The organism is Microbispora sp. H11081 (genome assembly GCF_012999535.1).
Lineage (GTDB): Bacteria > Actinomycetota > Actinomycetes > Streptosporangiales > Streptosporangiaceae > Microbispora.
Genome location: NZ_JABBWV010000018.1, coordinates 60,086 through 84,197 on the forward strand (window position 1 = coordinate 60,086; position 24,112 = coordinate 84,197).

Sequence of the window (24,112 nt, forward strand, 5' to 3'; positions counted from 1 at the left end):
CCGTTGTGATCAGACCGTTATGCCGGAAACCTGCCCGCCCATGCCGGCTCGGGCACCTCCTGCCGGTGCAGGAGAGCGGCCAGCTCACGGGCGTCCTCGGCGTCGAGGCCCAGCACCACGCGGGGCCGTCCCCAGGGGTGGTCGATCGAGTGGGCGACGTAGCTCGCCACCGACTCGGCGACGTCCTCCCCGTTGAGCCCCCGGCTCTCCCTCCAGTGCGCCCAGGCCCGCTCCAGCTCGCCGGCGGCCCGCTGCGCGCACGAGACCAACTCAGGATCACGCATGAATCCCCCCGATTCACGTCGCCGGCCGGCGGGCAGCCCTTCCGCGACCCGCCGGGGGCCGGCGCCACCGTTGCAGTCAACACCCGCCGCGAGGGGACACGTCGGTCATTGACCTAGCTTTGGCCACTACTTGGAACTGGCCCGGTGCTGCGCCGTACGACGAGTTGCGGGGTCACCTGCCGCAGCCTGGCGGTTTTGCCCGGCTCGGTGATGCGGTCGCTGAGCAGGGCCGCGGCCGAGCGGCCCATGGCCCGCCTGGGCTGGTCCACGCTGGTCAGCGAGACGTGGGTGACGGCCGCGAGGTGCGTGTTGTCGTACCCCACGACCGAGATGTCCTCGGGCACGCGCAGCCCCAGCTCGCTCGCCGCGGTCAGCACGCCCATGGCGACCATGTCGTTCGCCGCGAAGATCGCCGTCGGCCGGGGGTCGCGCTTCAGCAGCGCCAGCGCCGCGCGCCGGCCGCCCTCCTCGCTGAAGTCGCCGTGCTCCACCATGATGTACGGCGCCAGCGCGTGGCGGCGCATGGCCACCAGGTAGCCCTCACAGCGGCACCGGGCGGCCGACGACGGCGCGCCCTCGATGTGCGCGATGCGCCGGTGCCCCAGCTCCACGAGGTGGTCGACGGCCAGGCGGGCGCCGAGCTGGTCGTCGTCGACGACGATGTCCACGCCCTCGAGTTCGACGTCGCGTTCCCCCACCACCACGGTCGGGGTGTAGGCCGCGGCCTCGGCCAGCGTGTCGCTGGACGGCGCGACCCCGAGCAGGACGAGTCCGTCCACGCGTAACTCCAGGAAGGCCTCGACGGCCTCGTCCTCGAACGCCGGGTCCCACCGGCCGCTGCCGATCAGCAGCCGCAGCCCGTCGCCGTGCAGGCTCTCCTGCAGGCCGTCGAGGAACTCCGCGTAGAAGGGGTTGTGCAGGTCGGCCACGAGCGCGCCCACCAGGTGGGTGCGCCCCTCGACCAGACTGCGGGCGACCGCGTTGGGGCGGTAGCCGAGCTCCCGGGCGGCCTGGAGCACGGCCTCCCTGCGGTGCTCGCTCACGTGCGGTGAGCCCCGCAGCACGAGAGACACGAGCGACTTGGACACTCCTGCCCGCTCGGCCACGTTGCGGATGGTCGGGCGGGGCCGAGGGCTGAACCCATCGGACAGTCCGCCGGCAGGGGTTTCGACCCCGACGTCTTTCCGGGCAGTGGTCTGCATGGACGGTCCTGACATGGTTCTCCCCACGATGCGTGGACGTGCACCTGACACACCAAACGATCGAGTTGCCCAGAGGGTACGGGTTGAGTGTCCTAAGACACGATCGTTCCTCTAAACGGGCGTTGGGAAGGTTAGCCCTATGGCGGGTACGGCGGTGGAGCCGGGAGGGGGTTCGCGGAGAAACCCTTGATCCGGCCGGTCCCCATCGTTTGGGGACGATTCGCTAGGGTGCGGAGTGTGGGTGCCACACGCCAAGCGGAAGACGGTGCACGACCGGCGCGCCGCAGGCTCAGCGTCGACAGGCGGCGGGAGGAGCTCATCGCCGCCGCGCTCGAGTTGTTCAGCAGGCACGACGCGGAGGACGTCTCGATCGACGACGTGGCGGCTTCCGCGGGGGCGTCCCGGGCGCTCGTCTACCACTACTTCGGCGGCAAGCAGGAGCTCTACGTGGCGGCCCTGCGCAGCGCGGCGGCCGAACTGCGGGCACGCTTACAGCCCCAGGGCGAGGGCGGGCCGCTGGAGCAGCTCAGCTCGGGACTGACGCGATACTTCGACTTCGTCGAGGAGCACGCGGCCGGCTTCGCGGCGTTGCTCAGGGGAGGCCCGGCCAACCGTGCCGGGGAGGTCGGTGAGATCGTCGACGGGGTGCGCCAGCGCATGCTGCGCATGATCGTTCACCAGATGGGGGTCGAGGAGCCGGGCCCGGCGTTGCGCGTCACGCTGAGGTCGTGGGTCGCCTCGGTGGAGACGGCCGGCCTCGACTGGCTGGAGCATCGTGACATGGATCGGGGCGAGCTGGAACGCCTGCTGGTGGACCAGATGGTCGCGCTCCTGCGGGCGGCGAGCGGGCACGATCCCGGGGTGAGGGTGCTGCTGGAGAGCCTGCCGGCCGAACCGAACCGTGAGGCCGTTTCCTGATCAGCCGGGAGACGGATCTTCGGGAGCGTCCGGGGAACGCCCGAGGGCACGCACGACAAGGCGCACCGGTGGGGAAAGGGGGAACCGCCACATGGTCGTTCAGGCGGGGAGGCGCCGGGCGGGCGGCGCCGACCCCAGACCCTCCCGTGACGGGGTAGTGGCCACGGGAGCGTGACACCTCCGTCCCCTGGGGGACGGCCTGTCGCTTCCGGCCGAGGCAGACGGAAGCGGGCGAGAGGAGCAAGGCACTGACCGCTGTCCCTACGGGACGTACGCGGACAGCGCGTGCCGGTCCTGGCCGGCGATCCCCTCGCTGTGTCCGTTGGTGGACGCGCTCACATCCCCGACGCGAGCGCGCCGTTGTTCCCCCCTGACGTGACGGCCCACGTCCTACTCGGACCGCTGCTGCGGAATCCCCGCGAGCAGCGCCCGAACCTCGGTCTCCCGGTAACGCCGGTGTCCGCCGAGGGTGCGGATGGACGTCAACTTGCCCGCCTTCGCCCACCGCGTCACGGTTTTGGGGTCGACGCGGAACATCGTGGCGACCTCAGCCGGGGTGAGCAGTGGCTCGGCCTCGGGTGTACGAGCTGACATTTGTGCGGCCTCTCCTCCGTGTGGACCGCCGGCAGCGATCCTGCGACTTGTCTGGCGCAAGTGCGCACAAGCCGGCAGGCTCCCCGTCACGTCGCACAGAGCGGCGTCCGACGGCGGTGAGAACGGGCTCGCAGCTCTCCGCTACGGGCTCCTCCTCCACCGCCTGGTGGGGCACCTCTCTGGACCGCTCCGATCGGGTAAAACCTGTCGGTCATGGCACTGTCACGGATGTCCTTCAATGATCCAAAACGTGCGGTTTCTAGGACCATTTACGGCATCACCCGATGTGACCATACAGCCACGTAGCGCGATTGGCGAGCCCTTAGGGCACAACGTCTCGACCACGGGTTGATGTCACGCTGGGTGATTCTAGCGACACGTTTCGTGGTATCGCAGTGAAAACGGCAAACTACTCAGTTCGTAGATGTGAGATCGACTATGTCATGACCAGAATCGGCAGGTCACGTCGTCTTCATGACCGTCAGTTTGCCGATTCCAGGGCGCGGATCGACCTCCAGCGGAGGATGACCCGCTGATACATCGCGTAGGCAAGTTCTTCCTGACCGTTGTCCAAACCCGCCAGGGCCGTCGCGACCTCGGCCACCGACTGGTCGCCCTGGAGAGTCCGGTCGTCCATGAGGTGCACGAGGCCGCCGTAGTCGAGTTCCACCAGCGAGTGGGGGTGGAACTCCTCCAGCCAGCGGCCCACCTCCTCGACCTCGGTGAGGGCCGCCACCTGACCCACGTGCCTGCGGATCACCACGAGCGCCCGCGCCACCCGGCGGCGGGCCTGGGCCATCGAGGTGACGTACAGCATGTTCCTGGGCGGGGCGGCGGTGGTCTGCGCGCCCGGCTCGGCCGGCTGCTCCGAGCCCAGCACGAGCCACCGCTCTGCCGAGTCGAACGGCACGAACCACGAGATCGGCACATGCCAGGCGCCCGTACGGATGTGGGTGCGCAGCGACGGCTCTCCGCGCTTGAAGCGGTCGAAGTCGTCGGCGGTCTGCTCCGCGATCGCCTGGGGAACGAACCGGGAGGCCAGCTTCATCGGAACGCTCCCGCGGAACGACGCGAACGCCAGCCACGACCGCAGCCTGCTCTGCCAGGGGCAGACGTACAACGTCTCCTCGACCCGGCGCAGGTAGGCGTTGGGGCTCTCCCGCTCGGGGGCCGGCAGCGGCGGGACCGGCAGCAGGCGGCGGACCGCCTCGCCGTGCTCGACGGCGAGGGCTCGCGCCCGGCGCGGCCGGTCGCGTGATTCGGCGTAGCGGGCCCACCGAGCCTGATCCTGCGGGGTGAAAGCGGTCAGCGGCTCGTACACACGGAGATAGGCGGCGTAGGGGAGCACACCAGAATCGTGCCACGGAGCAGGACGCCTGTGCAGCACCCTCTCGGCTTTCCATGATCGTTTTATGGGCGCATCGGATAAACTGAGGTCCGATCGCCGCAACGAGGCGGCGTACACGATCAGGAGTCACCACCGTGACCGACGTTTTCGGGCTGTCCCACAAGGACTCCGGCTCCGGCGACGACGCGAACCCCGTCCAGCCGGTGCGACACGAGCAGGTCGTCTTCTGCTCCGACGAGCGAAGCGGCCTCTACGCCATCATCGCGATCTACAGCACCGCCCTCGGACCGGGGCTCGGCGGCACCCGGTTCTATCCCTACGAGAGCGAGCAGGCCGCGCTCGCCGACGCGCTCAACCTCTCGCGGGCCATGGCCTACAAGAACGCGCTGGCCGGCCTCGACCACGGGGGCGCCAAGGCGGTGATCATCGGCGATCCCGCGACCGGGAAGAGCGAGGCCCTGCTGCGGGCCTACGGCAGGTTCGTCCAGTCGCTGGGCGGCCGCTACTACACCGCCTGCGACGTGGGCACCTACAGCGAGGACATGGACGTGGTGGCGCGCGAGTGCTCCTATGTCACCGGCCGCACGCAGGCCCACGGCGGCGCGGGCGACTCCTCCATCCTCACCGCGTTCGGCGTGTTCCACGGCATGCGGGCCGCCGCCGACCACGCGTACGGCGCTTCCTCCCTGAGCGGCAGAAGGGTCGGGGTCGAGGGGGTCGGCAAGGTCGGCCGGCGCCTCGTCGACCACCTGATCGAGGACGGGGCCGAGGTCGTGATCTGCGACGTCGACGAACGGGCCGTCGAACGCGTGCGGCAGCGCCACCCCGCCGTCGAGGTCGTGCCCGACGCCGCCACGCTCGCGGCGTCCGACATCGACGTGTACGCCCCCTGCGCGCTCGGCGGCGCGCTCGACGACGAGACCGTCCCCCGCATCAAGGCGAGGATCGTGTGCGGCGGCGCCAACAACCAGCTCGCCCATCCCGGCGTCGAGAAGCAGCTCGCCGAGCGGGGCATTCTGTACGCCCCGGACTACGTCGTGAACTCCGGCGGGGTCATCCAGGTGGCCGACGAGATCGAGGGCTTCGACATGGATCGGGCCCGGGCGCGGGCCGCGAGGATCTTCGACACGACCTCGAAGATCTTCCGCTCCGCCGAGGAGGAAGGCGTCCCTCCCGCGGTCGCAGCGGATAGGCTTGCAGAGCGGAGAATGTCGGAAATCGGTCGGCTAAGGGGTATTTGGCTCCGGCGCTGACCGCCGCCGCTCGTACGACGTACCGAGCGGCGCACAAACCAGGTACGGTAATAGGCGAACGAGAGACTGACGCCTGAGTCAGGTGGCGTCAGTGCGCGGTGCGTTAGTGACGAGGGGTCGGGCACGACCCCGCATGAGGGGGTCGAGCCAATGGGGCGCGGCCGAGCCAAGGCCAAGCAGGTCAAGGTCGCCCGTCAGCTGAAGTACAACAGCGGCGGTACGGATCTTGAGCGCCTGCGCGCGGAGCTCGGAGTCGTGGACGCCGACGATTCCGGCCACAGTGACGAGCATGACCCTTACGAAGAGTTGGCTGATCGCTACGCCGATTACGGGGTCGTCGACGACGAAGACGGTGGCGATGACGACCGCCGTGGGCGGCGTTGACCCGGTTCTGATCGCCAAGTGAGACCCGGCGGGGGACGTTCCCGCCGGGTTCTCTCTCCTGTGTCCGGCGACTGGTGCTCCCATGAGCCTCACCGCTCGCGTGAGAGTTACCTGACGGTTCCGTGGTCATTGTCTGTCGGTCATGCCGCCGGACGACGGGGGCGCGGCAGCGGGGATATGGCCAGAGACGGGGTGCGTCAAGCCAGAGGCGCCGCGGCTGTGCCGTGGGCGCCTTCACGCGTTCCCGGAGGCAGCCGGCCCTGAACTCACCCGCTCTCCTTTGGGCACATGAGCCGGGCGTGAACCCTCCGGCGAGGCGCCCCGGCGCGCGTAACGGAGGCGAGTGAGCCGGGGCGATGCCGCCGTCGCGTGCGCCGAGAGCCGGATGGATGGGACCGCCGAACCCACGCCTCACTGGCGGAAACGGGCTCGGCCCTCCCCGGGGACGATCTCACCCAGCACCCAGGCGGGCAGGCCGCGCCCGGTCAGCAGGGCGAGTGCCTTGTCGGCCTCCGCCGCGGGGACCACCGCGCACATGCCCACGCCGAGGTTGAACGTCTTGTCCATCTCCTCCTGGGGCACGCCGCCGCGCCCGGAGAGCACGTCGAAGATCGCGGGTGGCGTCCAGGAGCCGCGGTCGAGGACGGCGTCGACCGTGCCGGGCAGCGACCTGGCGAGGTTGGCCGCCAGCCCGCCGCCGGTGATGTGGGCCAGGGCGTGCACCTCGGTCTCCCGGATGAGCGCCAGGCAGTCCAGCGAGTAGATGCGGGTGGGTTCGAGCAGTTCCTCGCCGAGCGTGCGGCCCAGCTCGGGCAACTCCTGCTCCAGGTCCAGCCCGGCGGTCTTGATCACGTGCCTGACCAGCGAGTATCCGTTGGAGTGGATGCCGCTGGAAGCCAGCCCGAGCACCACGTCTCCCGGCCTGACCCGGTCGGGACCGAGCATCTCGTCGGCCTCGACGACCCCCGTGCCCGCGCCCGCGAGATCGTACTCGTCGGGGCCCATCGCCCCGGGGTGCTCCGCGGTCTCCCCGCCGACGAGCGCGCAGCCCGCGAGGCGGCAGCCCTCGGCCACGCCGCCCACGATGTCGGCGATCCGCTCGGGGACGACCTTGCCGCACGCGATGTAGTCGGTCATGAACAACGGCTCGGCCCCGCAGACCACGAGGTCGTCGACGACCATGCCGACGAGGTCGATGCCGATCGTGTCGTGCTTGCCGAGCCGCTGGGCCAGCATGACCTTGGTGCCCACGCCGTCGGTCGACGTGGCCAGCAGCGGCCTGCGGAAGCGCAGGAACGCCGAGGCGTCGAAGAGCCCGGCGAAGCCGCTGGCGTCGTCCACGACCTCGGGGCGCCGGGACCGCGCCACGCGCGACTTCATCAGCTCGACGGCGCGGTCGCCCGCCTCGATGTCGACGCCGGCGTCGGCATAGCTGGTCATCGCTGGGCCTCCAGCACGAACTTGCCCACCCTGTCGTCCTCGATCGGGATGGGGTACTCACCGGTGAAGCAGGCGCGGCAGAGCCGGTCGGCCGGCAGCGTCGTCGCCCGGGTGAGCCCGTCGAGGGAGATGTACCCCAGGCTGTCGGCGCCGAGCGATGCGCGGATCTCCTCGACCGACAGCGACCCGGCGATCAGCTCCGCGCGGGTGGCGAAGTCGATGCCGTAGAAGCACGGCCAGGCGACCGGGGGTGCGGAGATGCGCACGTGGACCTCGGTCGCCCCGGCCTCGCGCAGCATCTTCACGATGGCCCGCTGGGTGTTGCCGCGGACGATCGAGTCGTCCACGACCACAAGGCGCTTGCCCTCGATGACCTCACGCAGCGGGTTGAGCTTGAGGCGGATGCCGAGTTGCCGGATCGTCTGCGACGGCTGGATGAACGTGCGGCCGACGTAGGAGTTCTTCACCAGGCCCTGGCCGTACGGGATGCCGCTCTCCTCGGCGTAGCCGATGGCGGCGGGGGTGCCGGACTCCGGCGTGGGGATCACGAGGTCGGCTTCCACCGGGTGCTCGCGGGCCAGCACGCGGCCGACCTCGACCCGGGTCGACTGCACGCCGCGCCCGGCGATCGTGGTGTCGGGCCTGGCGAGGTAGACGTACTCGAACAGGCAGCCCTTGGGCTCGGCCGCCGCGAAGCGGCGCGAGCGGACGCCGCGCTCGTCGATGGTCAGCAGTTCTCCGGGCTCGATCTCGCGGACGAACGTCGCGCCGACGATGTCGAGGGCCGCGGTCTCGGAGGCGACCACCCAGCCGCGCTCCAGCCGGCCCAGCACCAGCGGGCGGATGCCCTGCGGGTCGCGGGCGGCGAACAGCGTCGTCTCGTTCATCCAGACGAGCGAGTAGGCGCCCTTGATGTCGGGGAGCAACTCGGCCGCCACGTCGTCGACCGGCCGCGAGGAGTCCTGCGCCAGCAGCGCGGTGAGCACCTCGGTGTCGGTCGTCGCGCGGGTGGAGCCCGGCGCGAGGCGCTCCGCCAGGTGGGCGGTGTTGATCAGGTTGCCGTTGTGGGCGAGCGCGAGCCCGCCGCCGTCGGTCGAGCTCAGCGTGGGCTGCGCGTTCTCCCAGACACTCGATCCGGTCGTGGAGTAACGGCAGTGCCCGATGGCCAGATGCCCCCGCAGGGTGCCGAGGATCGACTCGTCGAAGACCTGGGCCACGAGGCCCATGTCCTTGTAGACGAGGATGCGGCTGCCCTCGCTTACCGCGATGCCCGCGGACTCCTGTCCACGGTGCTGTAACGCGTAGAGGCCGTAGTAGGTGAGTTTGGAGACGTCCTCCCCGGGAGCCCATACGCCGAAGACGCCACAGGCGTCCTTCGGAGCGCGGTCCTGGGGGTCAAGGTCATGGCCCAGCCGGCCGTCGCCCTTCAACACGTACTTGAGTCTATTTGGGCATTGGCGCTGCTCAAACCGGGGGATGCCTGTTAGGCGCCGGGGACATCACCCGCGCTTTGCCGTGTCGTCCCTGCTCACACGCGTATTTCGGGGGAGTCTGAGCTTTCGGGCAGGTCCCAGAATCGGTACGGGAGGGATCATCGTGGCGACACCCCAGGACCCCGGGCAGCCGCGGGAGCCCTACGGCCAGGGGAGCCCTGAGGGACAGGGGCCGCCGCCGGGACCCGGCGAGCCACGGCGGCCTGAAGAGCCGTCCGGGCCCCCTGGGACCCCCGGGGAGGGCCCGTACGGAGCGCCATGGGGACCGCCAGGAGGCCCGCCGTACGGCCAGCCTCCCTATGGGCAGCCCCCGTACGGACAGCCCCCGTATGGACAGCCGCAGTACGGGGGGCCGCTGCCGCCTCCTCCGGCACAGGGCGGATCTCCCGGTGGACCATGGGGGCCGCAGCCGGGAGGCGGGCTCGGCACCGCCGCGCTGGTGCTCGGGATCTCCTCGGTCGTCCTGCTGCTGGTCTGCGGCGCGGGCACGCTCGTGGCGCTGGCCGGGATCGTCGTCGGCATCGTGGCGATGGCGAGGAACTCCAACAGGCGCAGGGCGATCGGCGGGCTGGTGCTCAGCGCGCTGACCCTGCTGATCGCCCTGGTCGTCGGCGTGATCCTCTACAGCTGGTTCCAGACGAGGAACGTCGGCGAGTGCTTCGACCGGGGGCGCTACCCCACGCAGGAGGACGCGCAGCGCTGCGTGGAGGACAAGCTCACCGGGCCCCGGTAGCCGCCGGGACGGCGTCCACCAGAAGGGCCACCAGAGAGGTCACCAGAGGGGCAGCAGCGGCGACAGATCGGCCCGGGCCCCGCTGGCCGAGATCTTCCCCGCGCCGGTGGCCCCGGCCCAGGAGAGCCGTCCCGTGGCCAGTTCGAGCCAGGTGCGGGGGTCGGTCTCGATGACGTTGGGCGGGGTGCCCCGGGTGTGCCGGGGCCCTTCCACGCACTGCACCGCGGCGTACGGCGGGACCCGCACCTCCACCGACCGGCCGGGAGCCCGCGCGGCCAGCTCCTCCAGCAGGTGCCGTACGGCGGCGCGGGCGGCGGCCCTGACGGGCGTGAGCCCGGCCTCGTAGGCGTCGAGCACGGCCAGCACGCACGCGTTCCCCGCCGCGCTCTCGGGGCCGTCGAACGGCGGCCTCCCGAGATCGGCGAGCTGGGCGTCGAGCGCCTCTCTGATCTTCCCCGGGTCGAGTCTGCGTGCCGGCACCGGCCCATTGTCCCGGATCCGCCGCGCCGCCCCCTCCACGCGGAACGCCCGGACGGTCGAGATCTCGCGGGAAATGATGGGCGGGCTCCGTACATGGGAGGGATGTCCGCAGTCGCATCGAGCAAGGGGAACGATCATGGGAATCGCCCGTGGATGACGAACCGTCCGCCAGGTTCGAGGCCGTCTACCGGGAGACGTACGGCCGGCTCACGGCCTACGCCGTGCGCCGCTGCGACTCGCCGCAGGACGCGGCCGACGTGGTGGCCGAGGTCTTCACCGTCGCCTGGCGTCGGGTGCACGAGTTACCGGCGGGGGACGAGGCCGTCCTGTGGTTGTACGGCGTGGCCCGTAACGTGGTGGCCAACCACCGCAGGGGCGAGGTCCGCCGCCAGGCCCGCAGCGCGCGGCTCGACGCCGAGCTCGCCGACCTGTACGAGGACTCTCCCGACAGCGGGCTCGAACTGTCCGCGATCGGCGAGGCGTTCCGGAGCCTGCCCGACGACGACCGTGAGTTGCTGTCGCTGGTGGCATGGGAGGGGCTGGGCCGCGCGGAGATCGCCACCGCGCTCGGCCTGTCGCGCAACGCCGTACGCATCCGGCTCCACCGCGCCCGCAGGCGCTTTTCCCGCGCGCTCGCCGAGGCGGGCGTCCATCGCACGTCACAGAGCCGGCTGACGCCGTCGGGGAGGTCGCTGTGAAGGACATCGACGAGATGATCGGATCGCTGGCCCGGGTCGAACCCGGTGCGCCGGGTGGCCGCCCGTCCGACGCGGGGGCGCGGGCGTTGCTGGCCTCGATCACGGCCGAGTCGCCCGGCGGCGGCCGGCCCGTCCCCGCGCGGGCGAGGCGTCGCGGCCCCCGCCGGCTGGCTCTGGGCCTGACGGCCGCCGCCGTGATCGCCACGGGCATCGTCGTCGGCCCGAGCCTGCTCGACGACGGACCCTTCACCACACCCTCCTACGCGTTGACCAAGGACGCCGACGGGGTCGTGTGGGTCAGGGTCCGCGACTTCCGCGACGCCGCGGGGCTGGCGAGGCAACTGCGTGACCTGGGCGTCCCCGCCATCGTCGACTACGTGCCCGCCGGGAGGAAGTGCCGAGAGCCGAGGGCCACCTATGTGGAGGACGTCCCCCGGGGCATCTACTATCCGCCCACCAACCTTCCCGGCTCGAAGCATGGCTGGCAGATGCGCATCGACACCCGGTTGTTCAAGCCCGGCCAGACCTTCGTCTGGACCGTCACCGCGCTGCCCGGTGGCAGAAGCAGCACCAGCACGATCCTCATGAACGACCCGGTGAAGCCATGCGTGCTCGTGCCCGACGGCACCCGATGACACCCGATGACACCGATCCGCGTGCTCGTCACCGTACGGGGAGTCAGGCGACCGGCTCGGCGACGGCGGGTTCGCCGGGCTCGGCGGGCTCGGCGGCGGCGGCCCGGGTGCGGCGCAGGGAGTAGATGCTGACGGGAACGCCGACCAGCACGATCGCCGCGGCGATCAGCAGGGTGAACCGGTAGGCATCGAGGAAGGCGTGCAGCGGAGCGCCGCCCACCGCGCTCTGTCTGGCGGCGAGGATCGCGCCGAGGATCGTGATGCCGAGCAGGCCGAAGACCTCGCGGGAGACGTTGAGCACGCCTGAGGCGACACCGGCTCTCGCGGGCGGCATCGCGTTCAGCACCACGTTGGTCAGCGGGACGAGCAGGCCGGCGCCCGCGCCGTACAGCAGGAACCAGGGGAGCAGGTCGCCGTAGTGGGAGCCCTCGCCCGCGCTCGACAGCCCGCCGATGGCCACCGCCATCAGGCCGAGCCCGGCGGCGACCGTGCCCGCGTTGCCGAAGCGCTCGGCGATCCGCGGCGAGACGCTCGCGATCACCGCCATGAGCAGCGCCATGGGCACGAAGCCAGCCCCCGCCTCCGTCGGGGAGAACCCGAGCGCGCTCTGCAGGTAGAGCGCGGTGAAGAAGTAGATGCCGAAGACGCCGAACGACCACAGGCCCATCGCCAGCAGGCCGCCGCTGAAGACCCGCTCACGGAACAGCGTGAGGTCGATCATCGGCTGCGCCGTACGGGTCTCGACGACCAGGAACGCGACGGCGGCCACGGCGAAGACCGCGAACGCCCCGAGGATCGGCGCCGAGGTCCACCCACGCGCTTGGCCTTCGATGAGCGCGTAGGTGAGGGCGAACAGCGCCAGGGCGGAGGTGGCCAGGCCGGGCAGGTCGAGGCGCACCCGGCCGGGCGCGGCCCGTTCGACCCTGATCGAGCGCAGCCCGATCGCGGCCGCGACCAGGCCGATCGGCAGGTTGATCAGGAAGATCCAGCTCCAGTGGGCGTTCTCGCTGAGGAACCCGCCGGTGAGCGGGCCGATGGCGAGGGCCAGGGCGCCGACCGCGCTCCAGACGCCGACGGCCGTCGCCCGCTCGCGCGGATCCGGGAAGATCCGCGGCAGCAGGGCCAGCGTCGACGGGGTCACCAGCGCCGCGCCGAGCCCCTGCACGGCCCGCGCCGCGATCAGCGTCTCCTGGCTTCCCGCGAGGCCCGCCGCCACCGAGGCGAGTGTGAAGACCGCCAGGCCGCCGAAGAACGCGGCCCTGGGGCCGAAGACGTCCGCCAGGCGTCCGCCCGCGAGCAGGAGGCCCGCGAAGACCAGGATGTACGCGCTCACGATCCACTCCAGGCCGGAGATCGTCAGCGCCAGGTCGCGCTGGATCGTGGGCAACGCCACGTTGACCACGTTGTTGTCCAGGTAAGTCGCGAATGTCGCGAGTGACACCGCGACCAGCGCCCACCACCGTCCGGACATGCGTCCTCCTCATGTACGTCGTACATGTACGGCGTACATGTACTTCGCACAGGAGACCTTGTACGTCGTATAGTTGTCAAGTGCCGAGGAGGCGGGGAGGCTGCGGATCATGGCGAACGCGGAGCGGCTGAGCCGCCTGAGTCTGGTCGAGAAGGCCGTCGAGCTGGCCGACGCCGAGAGCCTGGAGTCGGTCACCGTGCGGCGGCTCGCCCAGGAGCTGGGGGTGACCCCGATGGCTCTCTACTGGCACGTCAAGAACAAGGACCAGCTGCTCGTCTGCGTCGCCGACCATCTGCTGACCGAGGTCACCGCCGAGTTCGACGCGGCCGCGCCGTGGAACGCGCGGCTGCGGGTGATGGTCGAGGCGCTGGTCGGGGTGATGCGCAGGCACCGGTACATGCCGGGGCTGTTCACGATGGTCGAGAAGCAGGAGCTGCCGAGCTTCAGGCGGGCCACCGACACCGCGCTCGACCTGCTGTGCCAGGCGGGTTTCACGCTGAGCGAGGGCTACTCCGTCTCCATATACCTGCTGCACGGCGCCATGGCCCTGGTGGACAGCGAGCCCGGCCACCCCGAGGCGTGCACCCCCGAGGAGGCGGCGGAGTCGCGCCGCCAGACGCGGCTGGCGCTGGAGTCGCTCCCGGCCGGCCAGTTCCCCCGCATCGTCGAGTACGCGAGGGCGATGGAGGAGGAGCCCGACGTCGACGCCTACTACGCGTTCGGCCTGGATCTCCTGATGTCCGGGGTCGAGGCCATGGCCGCGAAGAGGACGCCGAGCAGCGCGACGCAGAACAGCACGAGATAGGTGGTGCGGAACCCCGCCATGAGCTCCCGCAGCGCGCCGGGGGACACCTGGGAGAGCGTCCCGGCGTAGACCTGGTCCCGCAGCGCGGGGGCGACCGAGGCGGTCAGCACGCTCAGCGTGGTCGCCACGCTGAGCACGATGCCGACGTTCATGACCATCACCCGGAAGCCGTTCACCACCCCGCGGCTCTCCACCGGCAGCGCGCCCATGACCTGCGTCGTGTTGCCGGTGAGGAAGGCGCCGCTGCCGCATCCGCACACGAAGAGCCCGGCGCCGATCACCCAGTAGGGCGTGGCGGGGCCGGACGAGAGCGTGAGGACGAGCAGCCCCGCCGCCGTCAGGGTGCACCCTCCCACCGACAGCGCGTACGGGCTCACTCTGCGGCCGAGCGCGCCCGCCAGAGGAGAGGCGAGGGTCATGCCCACGGGGACCGGCAGCACGGCGAGGCCGGCGGACAGCGGGTCGGCCCCGCGCGCGGCCTGGAAGTAGAGCCCGACGAGCAGGATCAGCGACGAGCGCGCCAGCGAGTTGGCGAACGACGCGAGGTTGGCGCACATCAGCATGCGCCCGCCGAACAACGTGAGGTTGAGCACCGGGTTGCGCGCCCTGCGCTCCACCGCGAACAGCGCGGGGACGAGCGCGGCGGCGACCAGGCCGGGCAGCGGCTCGCCCTGGCTGATCGCGATCAGCACGGCCGACAGCGCGGCGAACACGATCACGTTGCCCAGTGCGTCCACGGACTGCCGGGGGCCGGCCGGGACCTTCCGCAGCACGACGGCGCCCCAGACGAGCGCGATGACCCCCGCCGGGACGTTGATCCAGAAGATCCACCGCCAGCCGAGCGTGTCGGCGATCAGGCCGCCGAGGGTCGGCCCGGCGAGCTGGGCCACCGAGAGCGTGGCCATGTAGACGCCCATCCCCTGGCTGAGCCTGTCGGGCGGGAAGGCGGCGGTGACGATCACCGTGCCGTTGGCGAGGATCATGGCCGCGCCGAGCCCCTGGACCCCCCGCAGGGCGATGAGCACGCCGACGTCGGGCGCGATCCCGGCGAGCAGCGACGCGCCGGTGAAGAGGGCGAAACCGACGAGGTAGACCTCACGCCTGCCGAGCAGGTCCGCGACGCGGCCGAAGAACACCAGCGTCGCGGTGCTGATCAGCAGGTGCGACAGCAGGATCCAGCTCGATGCCAGCGGCCCGGCCTCGAAGTGCCGTACGACCGAGGGGAGTGCGACGTTCAGCGTGCTGGAGCTGAGCCCGATGAGCACGAGACCGAGCCCGGTGACGGAGCAGACCTTCCAGGCGTACCGGAGGGCCATCGCATGATCGGGGGAGCCGGGGTCGTGGGGGGTGTCGGCCATGCCGTCGATTCTTGCCTGCGCAGTAAGTCATGGTTTGTCCAGGTATCCACTAGAGAATCGCCGCAGGCTACCCCTCTGCTGCGGCGGTTTTCTGACAAGCCGCCCTACTGATAGCGGAGATGCGCATCCGTGACGTTTAACGTGCCAACCGACATATCGCATGGCGCGTGTATCACATGAATAACTTCTGTCTCCGTGTGCTTCGTGTGCTTCAGGAAGGAAGTCCCGTGTCTATCAAGTTGCCGGGCGGGCGCACCATCGGCCTGATGACGGTCGGTGCCCTGGCCGGGTCGGTTCTGGTTCTGGGCGGCGCGGCCACCGCCTCGTCGGCGAGCGATGCCGTGTACTACGCGTGCGTGAACAAGAGCACGCGATACATGCGCCTGGTGAACGCGACCACCAAGTGCAAGACGACCGAGACGAAGGTCTCGTGGAACAGGACGGGCCCGCAGGGTCCCGTGGGCATCGGCGGCACCGGTCCCCAGGGCCCGCAGGGTCCGCAGGGGCTGCGTGGTCCGCAGGGCATGCGCGGTCCGCAGGGCCCCAAGGGCGACATCGGCCCGCAGGGACCGAAGGGCGAACCCGGTGCGCCGGGCGCGAAGGGCGCCGACGGCAAAGATGGTAAGGACGGCGCGAGCGGTCCTGCGGGCCCCCAGGGCATCAGGGGCGACAAGGGCGAGCGTGGCCCGGCCGGCCCGGCCGGCCCGGCCGGCCCGGCGGGCGCGGACGGCAAGAACGGCAAGGACGGCAAGGACGGCGAGGACGGCAAGAGCGCCTACGAGATCTGGAAGGCGCAGCCCGGCAACAGCGGGAAGTCGGTCGCCCAGTTCCTCGCGTCGCTGAAGGGTGAGAAGGGCGACAAGGGCGACCCGGGCGGCTCGGGTGGCTCGGGTTCCGGTGGGACTCCCACCACCAGCTACAAGTCGGACAGCTTCTCCTTCGGCGGCCAGGGCGGCACCAAGATCGTCATGTGCGCCACCGGCGTCGCCACAGGCGGCGGCTACAGCGCCTCCGGCAGCGCCAGTGCGCAGCTCTCGGTCAACAGCCCGTACTTCCTGAACAACAAGCCGGCCGGTTGGCAGGTCTCGGGCAAGAACGCCAGCGGCACGGTCTACGTGCTCTGCCTGTGACGTGACCGGTGAGGATGGCGGAGTCCGTGGGGGCTCCGCCATGCTCGCGTCCTGCCCTTTCTTGACCACTCGGACTCACCGGTAGCGAAGATGCGCATACGTGATCTTCCGGATGACAACCGGCATATTTCGTGATGCGTGTCTTATGCGTACAACCTGCGTGCCCACGCAGTTCGTGTGCCTCAGAAAGGAAGTTCCGTGGCTATCAAGTTGCCGGGCGGGCGCACTATCGGTCTGATGACGGTCGGTGCCCTGGCCGGGTCGGTCCTTGCCCTGGGTGGCGCGGCCACCGCTTCATCGGCGAGTGACGTCGTGCTCTACGCCTGTTCGCACAAGACCACGGGTGACGTGCGTCTGGTCGACGCCCCCACCGCATGCAGACCGGCCGAGGCCGCGGTGTCGTGGAACCAGACCGGGCCTCAGGGCCAGACAGGCCCGCAGGGTCCCGTCGGCCCCGCCGGTGCGCAGGGTCCCGAAGGTCCTGCCGGGCCCGAAGGTCCCGAAGGTCCTGCCGGTCCCGCCGGTCCGGCCGGTGTGCAGGGTCCTGCCGGGCCCGAAGGTCCCGCCGGTCCCGCCGGTCCTCAAGGTCCTGCCGGGCCCGCCGGTCCTGCCGGTCCGCAGGGCGAAAAGGGCGCAAAGGGCGACCCGGGCGAGGACGGCGCCCCGGGTACGGACGGCAAGAGCGCCTGCGAGATCTGGAACGAGGGCGCCTGCAGTGCCCAGGACGAGGCCGACTTCCTCCAGTGGCTCAAGGGCCAGGGTGGCTCCGGCGGCGCCCCCGCGCTGAGCTCGCGGATGGCGAGCCAGTTCATCTCGGGGAACATCGGCTCCGTCTCCTGCGCGGCGGGAGAGACGGTCACCGGCGGCGGCTTCAAGATCAGCTCCGGCAGGGCCGTCACGGGCAGCTACATGAGCGGCAACGGCTGGAGGGTCGAGCTGGCGAGCGACGGCGACGGGAACGGTCTCGTCTACGCCATCTGCACCAAGACCTCCTAGGGGCGTCCCGGTGGAGTCCGTGGGGGCTCCGCCGGCGCGCCGCACCTGCTTGCCGTACGCGAAGAGGCGTTGGCGTACGGCGAGGCGAAGGCCCTTCCGGAGGGGTTACCGGAAGGGCCTTCGTTGTTCCGGGGACGGGGCCGTGACCGGCCGGACACGGTTCGGGCACCCGAGCGGCGGTGGTCCGCCGGGCACGACCCTCGCGGTGCCCGGTCGCGCCCCGGCCGTCCTACCGGCGGTAGCGGCCCGAGAGGCGGGCGAGTTTGAGGCTGAGATGCAGGCTCAGCCGCTCCCCTCCGTCCCTGAGGTCGGTCTCCGCCAGTTCCTCCACTCGCCGCAGCCGATAGTAGAGCGACGTACGGTGCAGACGGAGCCTGCGGGAGACGGCCTGGGCGTTGCCGGCGAGGTCGAGGTAGACCTCCAGAGTCTCCAGCAGCGGCCGGTGCTGTGCCTCGTCCAGCAGCCGTGCCAGCCCCGGGTGGAGGTGGTCGTGCGGCATCGCGGACAGCATGCGGTAGACGCCGAGGCGGCCCCACTCGGCCGAGCGCCCGAACTCGGGCACCTTCGCGGCGATCTCGGCGGCGTGCAACGCCTCCTCGTACGACTCGGCCGCGAGGGAGAGCGAGGGGCGTGGCGAGCCGATCCCGACCAGGACCGGCGTCCCGAAGGCCGCGTGCATCTCCTCGGGGAAGGCACCGGTGCCCGCGGTGAGCAGGACGGCGTGGTCGTAGCGCACCAGGTGGAGGGGATGATGCCTGGACAGGCGCCGCCGCAGGGCCAGCAGCCCGCGCTCCAGCGCCAGCCGCAGGGACTCGCCGGCCTCGCCGTCGGCGGCCCTGGCGACCGCCACGGTCACGGGCGCGCCGCGCGGGAAGGCGCCCGCCTCGATCAGGGTCCTGCCGGCGTCGGGCTCGCGGAGCAGCAGTCCGGTGACGGCCTCCAGTTCGCGCCGCGAGGCGAGTTCCGAGACCAGGCTCTCGTGGAACAAGGCGAGGGCCAGGGTGGGCGCCGCCTCCGCCGCGATGGCGATCTCCGGCTCGGTCATGGCCGGGGCCTCGTCGACGAACCAGAGGAAGCCGAGCGACAGGCCGTCGTGCCGTACGGGAACGCAGACGCGCGGCAGCAGGCCCAGTTCGGGCGCGCCGGGCGTGCGCAGCGGCGCCGTCGCCTCGTGGATGCCCGCGGCGCGCAGGAAGTCGCGCACGTCGGAGGTGGTCTGGCGGCGCAGGATCGACTGGCGGCGGACGTCGTCCATCGGCCCGTCCTGCTCACTGTAGGCGACGACGCGCTGGCGGCCGTCCTCCAGCAGCAGAGGTCTTTCGAGGCGGAGGGCGAGGTCGTCCACGATTCGCTGCAGATCCACCACTCGGCCTCCACGTGGGCGATTCGACACTTGTAGGAGAAGCGCCCACCGGACTTCCCTACAAGTGACCGATGATCCACGTCAAGAGTCTCTATAACGTCATAATTCGTGAAACTCTCAAAAACGGTGTTCCCGGGCATCGTGGCGTTCCTCGCCCTCGTCCCCCTCGCGCTGGCGGCGGCGCCCGCGTCGGCGGCCCCCGGCGAGGACCCCGGTCTCCCCTGGCGTCGTGACCACTGGCCGCAGACCCAGCCCTGGCAGCGCGACCAGCCGGACGAGGCGCAGGCCCTGCGCGGCCGCGCGTCCCGGGTCGTCGCCCCGATCGATCCGCAGAACTGGAAGAACCCCGACCACATGACGTGGTCGGACTACAAGAAGATCCCCGGCACCGACTGGGCCAACCCGGCCGTCAAGGGCTCCGCGCGGACCTTCAAGGGCGCGCTCGTGCTGGTGGACTACCCCAACCAGCCGTTCGTGGTCACCCAGCCGCAGAACTCGACCGTGTTCGGCAACCCCAGCGCCGAGGCCCACGACATCCCCCGTGACAAGGTCGCCAAGTTCTACCAGGACTTCCTCAACACCCCCAACCAGCTCAACAAGGGCCACACCCTGCACGAGTACTGGATGGAGGACTCCGGCGGCCGGTACGGCGTCGACCTCACCGCGTTCGGTCCGTACACCATGCCGGGCAAGTCGTACGAGTACGGCATGGAGTATCAGCGGGACGCCTGCCCGGCGGGGGACAACTGCAGCAGGGACCTGCGTACGGACGGCAACACCGCCTGGGTGAACGCCGTCGGCCAGGAGGTGGCGAGTCAGTTCGACTTCGTCTTCTACCTGAGCGCCGGCCAGGACGAGTCGGCGACCTGGCAGGAGTTCGGCATGATGAAGTTCCCCACCAAGGAGGACGTCACCGACGAGTTCGGCCCGCCGGACCCGAACCTGCCCAACTGGTCCCGTACGCGTTACGTGGACTGGACGTCGTGGGCCGCGGGCTCGTCGTTCTGGCCGAACGCGCGCTTCGGCGTCGACTCGGTCCAGACCGAGAGCTCCGGCATGGGGACGTTCGCCCACGAGTTCAGCCACATCATGGGCATCGCCGACAACTACAACAACCCGTACGGCAACCCGCCGATCCGGGCCTACACCGGCGTCTGGGAGATGCTCAGCCGCGGCAGCTTCAACGGCCCCGGCGGCCCGCACAGCCGCTGGCTGATCCCGCCGACGGCGGGCGCGTCGATGGGCGCCCAGCACATGCTGCGCAACAAGATCAAGCTGAACATGGTGGACGAGCAGAACGTCCTGCGCCTGTCGCGTGAGGCGCTCCGCGACTCCGGCGTGGTCGTCGCCAACGTGACCGCGCGCGCGATCCAGCCGGGCAAGAACGGCCTGATGGGCGTCAACGTCTCCTTCGACACCGGCGACAAGTCCACCGGGTCGTGCAGCCAGCGGACCGACCCGCTCTGCGACGGCGGCTCCTACGACAACTACACCGTGGAGGTCGTCGACCGGATCGGCACCGACTCCTTCACCCCCGACTCCGGGGTGCTCCTGGCCAAGACCAAGAACCAGGACCGGGCGCCGTTCGAGTGGGTGATCGACGCCAACCCGCAGGACATCAACATGACCGACTACGTCCTGCCCGACGGCACCAAGGTCCCGATCACGATCGGCGACTACCGGCAGCTCGCCGACGCGCTCTTCCACGCCGGCACCGACTCGGGCAGCCAGTACGAGTACGTCGACCAGGCCAACCGCCTGCACTTCTACATCACGGACGTGCAGCGCGACGCCAAGGGGATCCTGTCGTACACGGTGGCGATCAAGTCCCTCGACGGCTCGGGCCCGCAGAAGCGCGGCGTGAAGCTGCTGCCGGGCGCCGGCGTCCCCGCCGCCGAGAAGGGCGTGTCGATGTGCAGCTTCCCGCTGTCCAACACCGGCAAGGCCGCCCCCGCCGACGCGCAGCACCCCGAGGACGTCAGCGCGTACCTGAACAGTGACGTCTACCGGCTGAAGGCCGAGGTCGAGGGGAACGGCTGGACCACGATCACGCCCAACGCCCTCGCGGCCGTCGACTTCGGCGCCAAGAAGACCGTCACCGTCTTCGCCCAGCAGTCCGCGGGCGGCAGCCGTCACGCCACGGTGAAGCTCACGGCCACCTCCGAGAGCGACCCGACCAAGACGATGACCGCCACCTGCCACGTCAACGCCGTCTGACGGCACTGACGCACGTTGAGGCGGCCGTCCTTCCGACACCCCCTCCCGGAAGGGCGGCCGCCGGCGGCGTGACATGAGAAGGCCCTTCCGGACGATCCGTCCGGAAGGGCCTTCGTACGCTCGGGATCAGCCCGAGATCACTCGAGGTCAGCCGAAGACGCGCGGCAGCGCGGAGGCGTGGACCTCGCGGAGCTCCTCGACCGGGACGTCGAGGACGCCCTCGACCGTGAGCGCCGAGCCGCCGGTGAGGCCGAGCCCGGAGCAGGGCACCTCATGGCGGGCGCACAGCTCGGCGAAGGCGTCGAACGCCTCCGGCCGCACGCACACCAGCGCCCGCGCGGCCGACTCGCTGAACAGCTCGACGAACGCGTCCTCGCCCGGCAGGGCCACCGTGCAGCCGACGCCCCTGGCCAGGCACGCCTCGGCCAGGGCGACGGCGAGGCCGCCGTCGGACAGGTCGTGCGAACCCTCCAGCAGCCCGCGGGCCGCCGCCTCCGACAGCACCGCCGCCAGGGAGCGCTCGGCCTCCAGGTCCGCCTGCGGCGGCAGGCCGCCCAGGTGGCCGTGGACGACGTGCGCCCACTCGGAGCCGCCGAACTCCTCGCGGGTCTCGCCCAGCAGGAGGACGCGCAGGCCGGGGGCCGTGAAGCCGGAGCTCACCCGCTGCGCCACGTCGTCGATCACGCCGAGCACGCCGACCACCGGCGTCGGGTTGATCGCCGTAGAACCCGTCTGGTTGTAGAACGACACGTTGCCGCCGGTCACCGGCACGCCCAGGGTCCGGCAGGCGTCGGCGAGCCCGCGTACGGCCTCCGAGAACTGCCACATGACCTCGGGGTCCTCGGGCGAGCCGAAGTTGAGGCAGTTGGTGACGGCGAGCGGCTTCGCCCCGGTCACCGCCACGTTGCGGTACGCCTCCGCGAGCGCGAGCTGGGCCCCCGTGTACGGATCGAGCTTCGCGTAGCGGCCGTTGCCGTCGGTGGCGAGCGCGATGCCCCGGGTGGTCTCCTGGGCGCCCGGCATGACCTCGGAGATCCGCAGCATGCCGGCGTCGGCGGGCTGGGCGAGGACCGTGTTGCCCCGGACGTACCGGTCGTACTGGGAGGTCACCCACTCCTTGGATCCGAGGTTGGGCGATCCGAGCAGGGTGAGCAGGGTCTCCCGCAGGTCCTCGGGCCTGGGCAGCCGCTCGGGGCCGTCGGCGTTGAGCGCCGCCTGCCCGGCGGGCTCGTGGAACGGACGTTCGTAGACCGGGCCCTCGTCGGCGGCCGTGCCCGGCGGGATGTCGACGATCACTTCGCCGTGCCAGGTCATGACGAGCCTGCCGGTGTCGGTGACCTCGCCGATCACGGTCGCCGGGACATCCCACTTGTCGCAGATCGCCATGAAGGCGGGGATGTCGTCGGGCGTGACGACCGCCATCATGCGCTCCTGCGACTCGCTCATGAGGATCTCCTCGGGCCGCAGCGTGGGGTCGCGCAGCGGGACGAGGTTGAGGTCGACGTCCATGCCGCCGGTGCCCTTGGCGGCCAGTTCCGTCGTGGCGCACGACACCCCGGCCGCGCCGAGGTCCTGGATGCCGACGACCACGTCCGCCTGGTACAGCTCCAGGCAGCACTCGATCAGCAGCTTCTCCATGAACGGGTCGCCGACCTGCACGGCGGGCCGCTTGGCCTGCGACTCGTCCTCGAAGGTGGCCGACGCCAGCACCGACGCGCCGCCGATGCCGTCCGCGCCGGTCCGCGCGCCGAACAGCACGACCTTGTTGCCGGGCCCGGGCGCCGTGGCCAGCTTGATCTGGTCCTTGCGCAGCAGGCCGACGCACAGGGCGTTGACCAGCGGGTTTCCGATGTAGCAGGGGTCGAAGGCGACCTCGCCGCCGATGTTGGGCAGACCGAGACAGTTGCCGTAGTGGCTGATGCCCTCGACCACACCCGGCAGCACGCGCCGCGTGTCGGGCTGGTCGGCCCCGCCGAAGCGCAGCGAGTCCATGACCGCGATCGGCCGGGCGCCCATCGACATGATGTCGCGGACGATGCCGCCGACGCCGGTCGCCGCGCCCTGGTGCGGCTCGACGTACGACGGGTGGTTGTGCGACTCGATCTTGAAGGTGGCGGCCCAGCCGTCGCCGATGTCGACCACGCCGGCGTTCTCGCCCATGCCGACGAGCAGGGCCTCCGACGCGGGCGCCTTGGTCCCGAACTGCCGCAGGTGGACCTTCGACGACTTGTAGGAGCAGTGCTCGCTCCACATCACCGAGTAGATGGCCAGCTCGGAGCTGGTCGGGCGGCGTCCGAGGATCTCGCGTACGCGCTGGTACTCGTCGTCCTTCATGCCCAGCTCGGCGTACGGCTGGCGCTCGTCCGGCGTCTCCAGCGCACGGCTCACACTGTCGAGCATCACGCGTTCACCAGCCTCTTGAGGATCGAGGTGAAGAAGTGGCGGCCGTCCACGCTGGGCGCGCCGGTCAGTTCCTCGACCGCGTGCTCCGGGTGGGGCATGAGACCGACGATGTTCCCGGCCTCGTTGGTGATGCCCGCGATGTCGTTGAGCGAGCCGTTCGGGTTGCCGCCCGCGTAGCGGAAGACCACCCGGCCCTCGCTCTCCAGCGCCGCGAGCGTGGCGGCGTCGGCGACGTACCGGCCCTCGCCGTGCTTGATCGGCAGCACGATCTCCTGGCCGTCGGTGAAGTCCCCCGTCCACGCCGTACGCGTGTTCTCCACCCGGATGCGCTGGTCGCGGCAGATGTAGTGGAGGCCCTCGTTGCGGGTCAGCGCGCCGGGCAGCAGGTGCGCCTCGCAGAGGATCTGGAAGCCGTTGCAGGTGCCGAGCACGGGCAGCCCGGACCGGGCGGCCGGGATCAGCTCGGTCATGAGGGGGGAGAACCGGGAGATCGCCCCGCAGCGAAGATAGTCGCCGTAGGAGAACCCGCCCGGCAGGAAGACGGCGTCGACGTCCTTGAGGTCGTGGTCGGCGTGCCACAGGGGCACGGCCTCCGCTCCGGCCAGCCGTACGGCTCGCGCGGCGTCCTGGTCGTCGAGTGTTCCGGGGAAGGTGACGACGCCCACCCGGGCAGCGCTCATGACAGTATTCCCTCCAAGGCGCACGCCGCCGTCTCATGTGCCGGACGGCGGTCGGTGGCGGTACACCTCAGGGTATCGGAGCCGCCAAACAGGCTCCTCCCGTGGCGGCCAGTCCCGATCACGCACGCACACCGCCGGGGTTCCCGGGCACTGCGCGGTGCCTCGCGACGGTTCTCGCAAGCCTGGGGCGGGGGGCGCGGGACCGGATCAGGGCCGCGCGGGATGCG

General features: G+C 70.8%; 22 protein-coding genes. 10 read left to right on the top strand and 12 right to left on the bottom strand.

The features are described from left to right. Nucleotides 1-17: 17 nt before the first annotated feature. Nucleotides 18-284, bottom strand: coding sequence for a hypothetical protein (locus HHX31_RS30310; protein WP_169952631.1), 267 nt, complete (start codon nt 282-284; stop codon nt 18-20). A gap of 113 nt (nt 285-397) precedes the next feature. Continuing rightward, nucleotides 398-1,501, bottom strand: coding sequence for a LacI family DNA-binding transcriptional regulator (locus HHX31_RS30315; RefSeq protein ID WP_169952632.1), 1,104 nt, complete (start codon nt 1,499-1,501; stop codon nt 398-400). A 222-nt stretch (nt 1,502-1,723) separates the two neighbouring features. Here HHX31_RS30315 and HHX31_RS30320 point away from each other — a divergent pair, with 222 nt between their 5' ends. Beyond that, nucleotides 1,724-2,404 carry a TetR/AcrR family transcriptional regulator gene (locus HHX31_RS30320; protein ID WP_311932338.1) on the top strand — a complete coding sequence of 227 codons (681 nt, stop codon included), beginning with the start codon at nt 1,724-1,726 and terminating at the stop codon, nt 2,402-2,404. A 390-nt stretch (nt 2,405-2,794) separates the two neighbouring features. Here the strand turns inward: HHX31_RS30320 and bldC are convergent, their stop codons facing one another. After that, complete coding sequence (bldC, locus tag HHX31_RS30325; RefSeq protein ID WP_013133571.1) at nt 2,795-2,998, bottom strand: developmental transcriptional regulator BldC; 204 nt, start codon at nt 2,996-2,998, stop codon at nt 2,795-2,797. Between the two features lie 481 nt (nt 2,999-3,479). Continuing rightward, the gene (locus HHX31_RS30330; RefSeq protein ID WP_169952634.1) at nt 3,480-4,346 is read right to left on the bottom strand and encodes a hypothetical protein; all 867 of its coding nucleotides are present in this window, start codon (nt 4,344-4,346) and stop codon (nt 3,480-3,482) included. Between the two features lie 134 nt (nt 4,347-4,480). Between HHX31_RS30330 and HHX31_RS30335 the strand changes: the two genes are divergently transcribed. Next, nucleotides 4,481-5,599: a Glu/Leu/Phe/Val dehydrogenase gene (locus HHX31_RS30335; protein ID WP_169952636.1), complete on the top strand. Its 1,119-nt coding sequence runs from the start codon at nt 4,481-4,483 to the stop codon at nt 5,597-5,599. 150 nt (nt 5,600-5,749) lie between these two features. Further along, a complete protein-coding gene (locus tag HHX31_RS30340) occupies nt 5,750-5,983 on the top strand; it encodes a DUF3073 domain-containing protein (RefSeq protein ID WP_169952638.1) in 234 nt (77 codons plus the stop codon). A 411-nt stretch (nt 5,984-6,394) separates the two neighbouring features. On the opposite strand, the gene purM is transcribed toward HHX31_RS30340, so the two are convergent. Both purM and purF read right to left on the bottom strand, forming a co-directional pair. Further along, on the bottom strand, nt 6,395-7,423 hold the full coding sequence (gene purM, locus HHX31_RS30345) for a phosphoribosylformylglycinamidine cyclo-ligase (RefSeq protein WP_169952640.1): 1,029 nt from the start codon (nt 7,421-7,423) through the stop codon (nt 6,395-6,397). After that, complete coding sequence (gene purF, locus HHX31_RS30350; RefSeq protein WP_169952642.1) at nt 7,420-8,856, bottom strand: amidophosphoribosyltransferase; 1,437 nt, start codon at nt 8,854-8,856, stop codon at nt 7,420-7,422. Before purF ends, purM begins: the two co-directional genes overlap by 4 nt. A gap of 499 nt (nt 8,857-9,355) precedes the next feature. Between purF and HHX31_RS33900 the strand changes: the two genes are divergently transcribed. Beyond that, nucleotides 9,356-9,649 carry a DUF4190 domain-containing protein gene (locus tag HHX31_RS33900; protein WP_211590543.1) on the top strand — a complete coding sequence of 98 codons (294 nt, stop codon included), beginning with the start codon at nt 9,356-9,358 and terminating at the stop codon, nt 9,647-9,649. A gap of 39 nt (nt 9,650-9,688) precedes the next feature. Here HHX31_RS33900 and HHX31_RS30360 read toward each other — a convergent pair whose 3' ends face one another. Further along, nucleotides 9,689-10,129, bottom strand: coding sequence for a sterol carrier family protein (locus HHX31_RS30360; RefSeq protein ID WP_311932339.1), 441 nt, complete (start codon nt 10,127-10,129; stop codon nt 9,689-9,691). 149 nt (nt 10,130-10,278) lie between these two features. On the opposite strand from HHX31_RS30360, the gene HHX31_RS30365 reads away from it, so the two are divergent. After that, nucleotides 10,279-10,827, top strand: a complete 549-nt coding sequence (locus HHX31_RS30365) for an RNA polymerase sigma factor (protein WP_169952646.1) — start codon at nt 10,279-10,281, stop codon at nt 10,825-10,827. Beyond that, nucleotides 10,824-11,462: a hypothetical protein gene (locus tag HHX31_RS30370; protein WP_169952648.1), complete on the top strand. Its 639-nt coding sequence runs from the start codon at nt 10,824-10,826 to the stop codon at nt 11,460-11,462. The genes HHX31_RS30365 and HHX31_RS30370 overlap by 4 nt, the downstream gene beginning before the upstream one ends. Nucleotides 11,463-11,505: 43 nt before the next feature. Here the strand turns inward: HHX31_RS30370 and HHX31_RS30375 are convergent, their stop codons facing one another. Further along, nucleotides 11,506-12,933, bottom strand: a complete 1,428-nt coding sequence (locus tag HHX31_RS30375) for an MFS transporter (protein ID WP_169952649.1) — start codon at nt 12,931-12,933, stop codon at nt 11,506-11,508. Nucleotides 12,934-13,042: 109 nt separating this feature from the next. On the opposite strand from HHX31_RS30375, the gene HHX31_RS35420 reads away from it, so the two are divergent. Next, the gene (locus tag HHX31_RS35420; RefSeq protein WP_169952651.1) at nt 13,043-13,738 is read left to right on the top strand and encodes a TetR/AcrR family transcriptional regulator C-terminal domain-containing protein; all 696 of its coding nucleotides are present in this window, start codon (nt 13,043-13,045) and stop codon (nt 13,736-13,738) included. On the opposite strand, the gene HHX31_RS30385 is transcribed toward HHX31_RS35420, so the two are convergent. Beyond that, the gene (locus HHX31_RS30385) at nt 13,645-15,096 is read right to left on the bottom strand and encodes an MFS transporter (protein ID WP_169952652.1); all 1,452 of its coding nucleotides are present in this window, start codon (nt 15,094-15,096) and stop codon (nt 13,645-13,647) included. The genes HHX31_RS35420 and HHX31_RS30385 overlap by 94 nt on opposite strands. Before the next feature lie 227 nt (nt 15,097-15,323). Here HHX31_RS30385 and HHX31_RS33905 point away from each other — a divergent pair, with 227 nt between their 5' ends. Then, the gene (locus HHX31_RS33905; RefSeq protein WP_249347057.1) at nt 15,324-16,226 is read left to right on the top strand and encodes a collagen-like protein; all 903 of its coding nucleotides are present in this window, start codon (nt 15,324-15,326) and stop codon (nt 16,224-16,226) included. A 237-nt stretch (nt 16,227-16,463) separates the two neighbouring features. Beyond that, a complete protein-coding gene (locus tag HHX31_RS30395) occupies nt 16,464-17,222 on the top strand; it encodes a hypothetical protein (protein WP_169952654.1) in 759 nt (252 codons plus the stop codon). A gap of 229 nt (nt 17,223-17,451) precedes the next feature. Here HHX31_RS30395 and HHX31_RS30400 read toward each other — a convergent pair whose 3' ends face one another. Next, nucleotides 17,452-18,585: a CdaR family transcriptional regulator gene (locus tag HHX31_RS30400; protein ID WP_169952656.1), complete on the bottom strand. Its 1,134-nt coding sequence runs from the start codon at nt 18,583-18,585 to the stop codon at nt 17,452-17,454. A gap of 108 nt (nt 18,586-18,693) precedes the next feature. Between HHX31_RS30400 and HHX31_RS30405 the strand changes: the two genes are divergently transcribed. Further along, nucleotides 18,694-20,802, top strand: a complete 2,109-nt coding sequence (locus HHX31_RS30405) for a M6 family metalloprotease domain-containing protein (protein ID WP_169952658.1) — start codon at nt 18,694-18,696, stop codon at nt 20,800-20,802. Between the two features lie 147 nt (nt 20,803-20,949). On the opposite strand, the gene purL is transcribed toward HHX31_RS30405, so the two are convergent. Continuing rightward, the gene (gene purL / locus HHX31_RS30410; RefSeq protein WP_169952759.1) at nt 20,950-23,202 is read right to left on the bottom strand and encodes a phosphoribosylformylglycinamidine synthase subunit PurL; all 2,253 of its coding nucleotides are present in this window, start codon (nt 23,200-23,202) and stop codon (nt 20,950-20,952) included. Then, nucleotides 23,202-23,885 (bottom strand): phosphoribosylformylglycinamidine synthase subunit PurQ, encoded by a 684-nt coding sequence (gene purQ, locus HHX31_RS30415; RefSeq protein ID WP_169952660.1) that lies wholly within the window; start codon nt 23,883-23,885, stop codon nt 23,202-23,204. Before purQ ends, purL begins: the two co-directional genes overlap by 1 nt. Nucleotides 23,886-24,112: the final 227 nt, after the last annotated feature.

Coding starts and splice junctions, on each gene's coding strand:
- HHX31_RS35420 (WP_169952651.1), top strand. CDS start 13,043: ATGGCGAACGCGGAGCGGCTGAGCCGCCTGAGTCTGGTCGAGAAGGCC.
- HHX31_RS30375 (WP_169952649.1), bottom strand. CDS start 12,933: ATGTCCGGACGGTGGTGGGCGCTGGTCGCGGTGTCACTCGCGACATTC.
- purL (WP_169952759.1), bottom strand. CDS start 23,202: ATGCTCGACAGTGTGAGCCGTGCGCTGGAGACGCCGGACGAGCGCCAG.
- HHX31_RS30385 (WP_169952652.1), bottom strand. CDS start 15,096: ATGGCCGACACCCCCCACGACCCCGGCTCCCCCGATCATGCGATGGCC.
- HHX31_RS30315 (WP_169952632.1), bottom strand. CDS start 1,501: ATGTCAGGACCGTCCATGCAGACCACTGCCCGGAAAGACGTCGGGGTC.
- HHX31_RS30310 (WP_169952631.1), bottom strand. CDS start 284: ATGCGTGATCCTGAGTTGGTCTCGTGCGCGCAGCGGGCCGCCGGCGAG.
- purQ (WP_169952660.1), bottom strand. CDS start 23,885: ATGAGCGCTGCCCGGGTGGGCGTCGTCACCTTCCCCGGAACACTCGAC.
- HHX31_RS30395 (WP_169952654.1), top strand. CDS start 16,464: ATGACGGTCGGTGCCCTGGCCGGGTCGGTCCTTGCCCTGGGTGGCGCG.
- bldC (WP_013133571.1), bottom strand. CDS start 2,998: ATGTCAGCTCGTACACCCGAGGCCGAGCCACTGCTCACCCCGGCTGAG.
- HHX31_RS30340 (WP_169952638.1), top strand. CDS start 5,750: ATGGGGCGCGGCCGAGCCAAGGCCAAGCAGGTCAAGGTCGCCCGTCAG.
- purM (WP_169952640.1), bottom strand. CDS start 7,423: ATGACCAGCTATGCCGACGCCGGCGTCGACATCGAGGCGGGCGACCGC.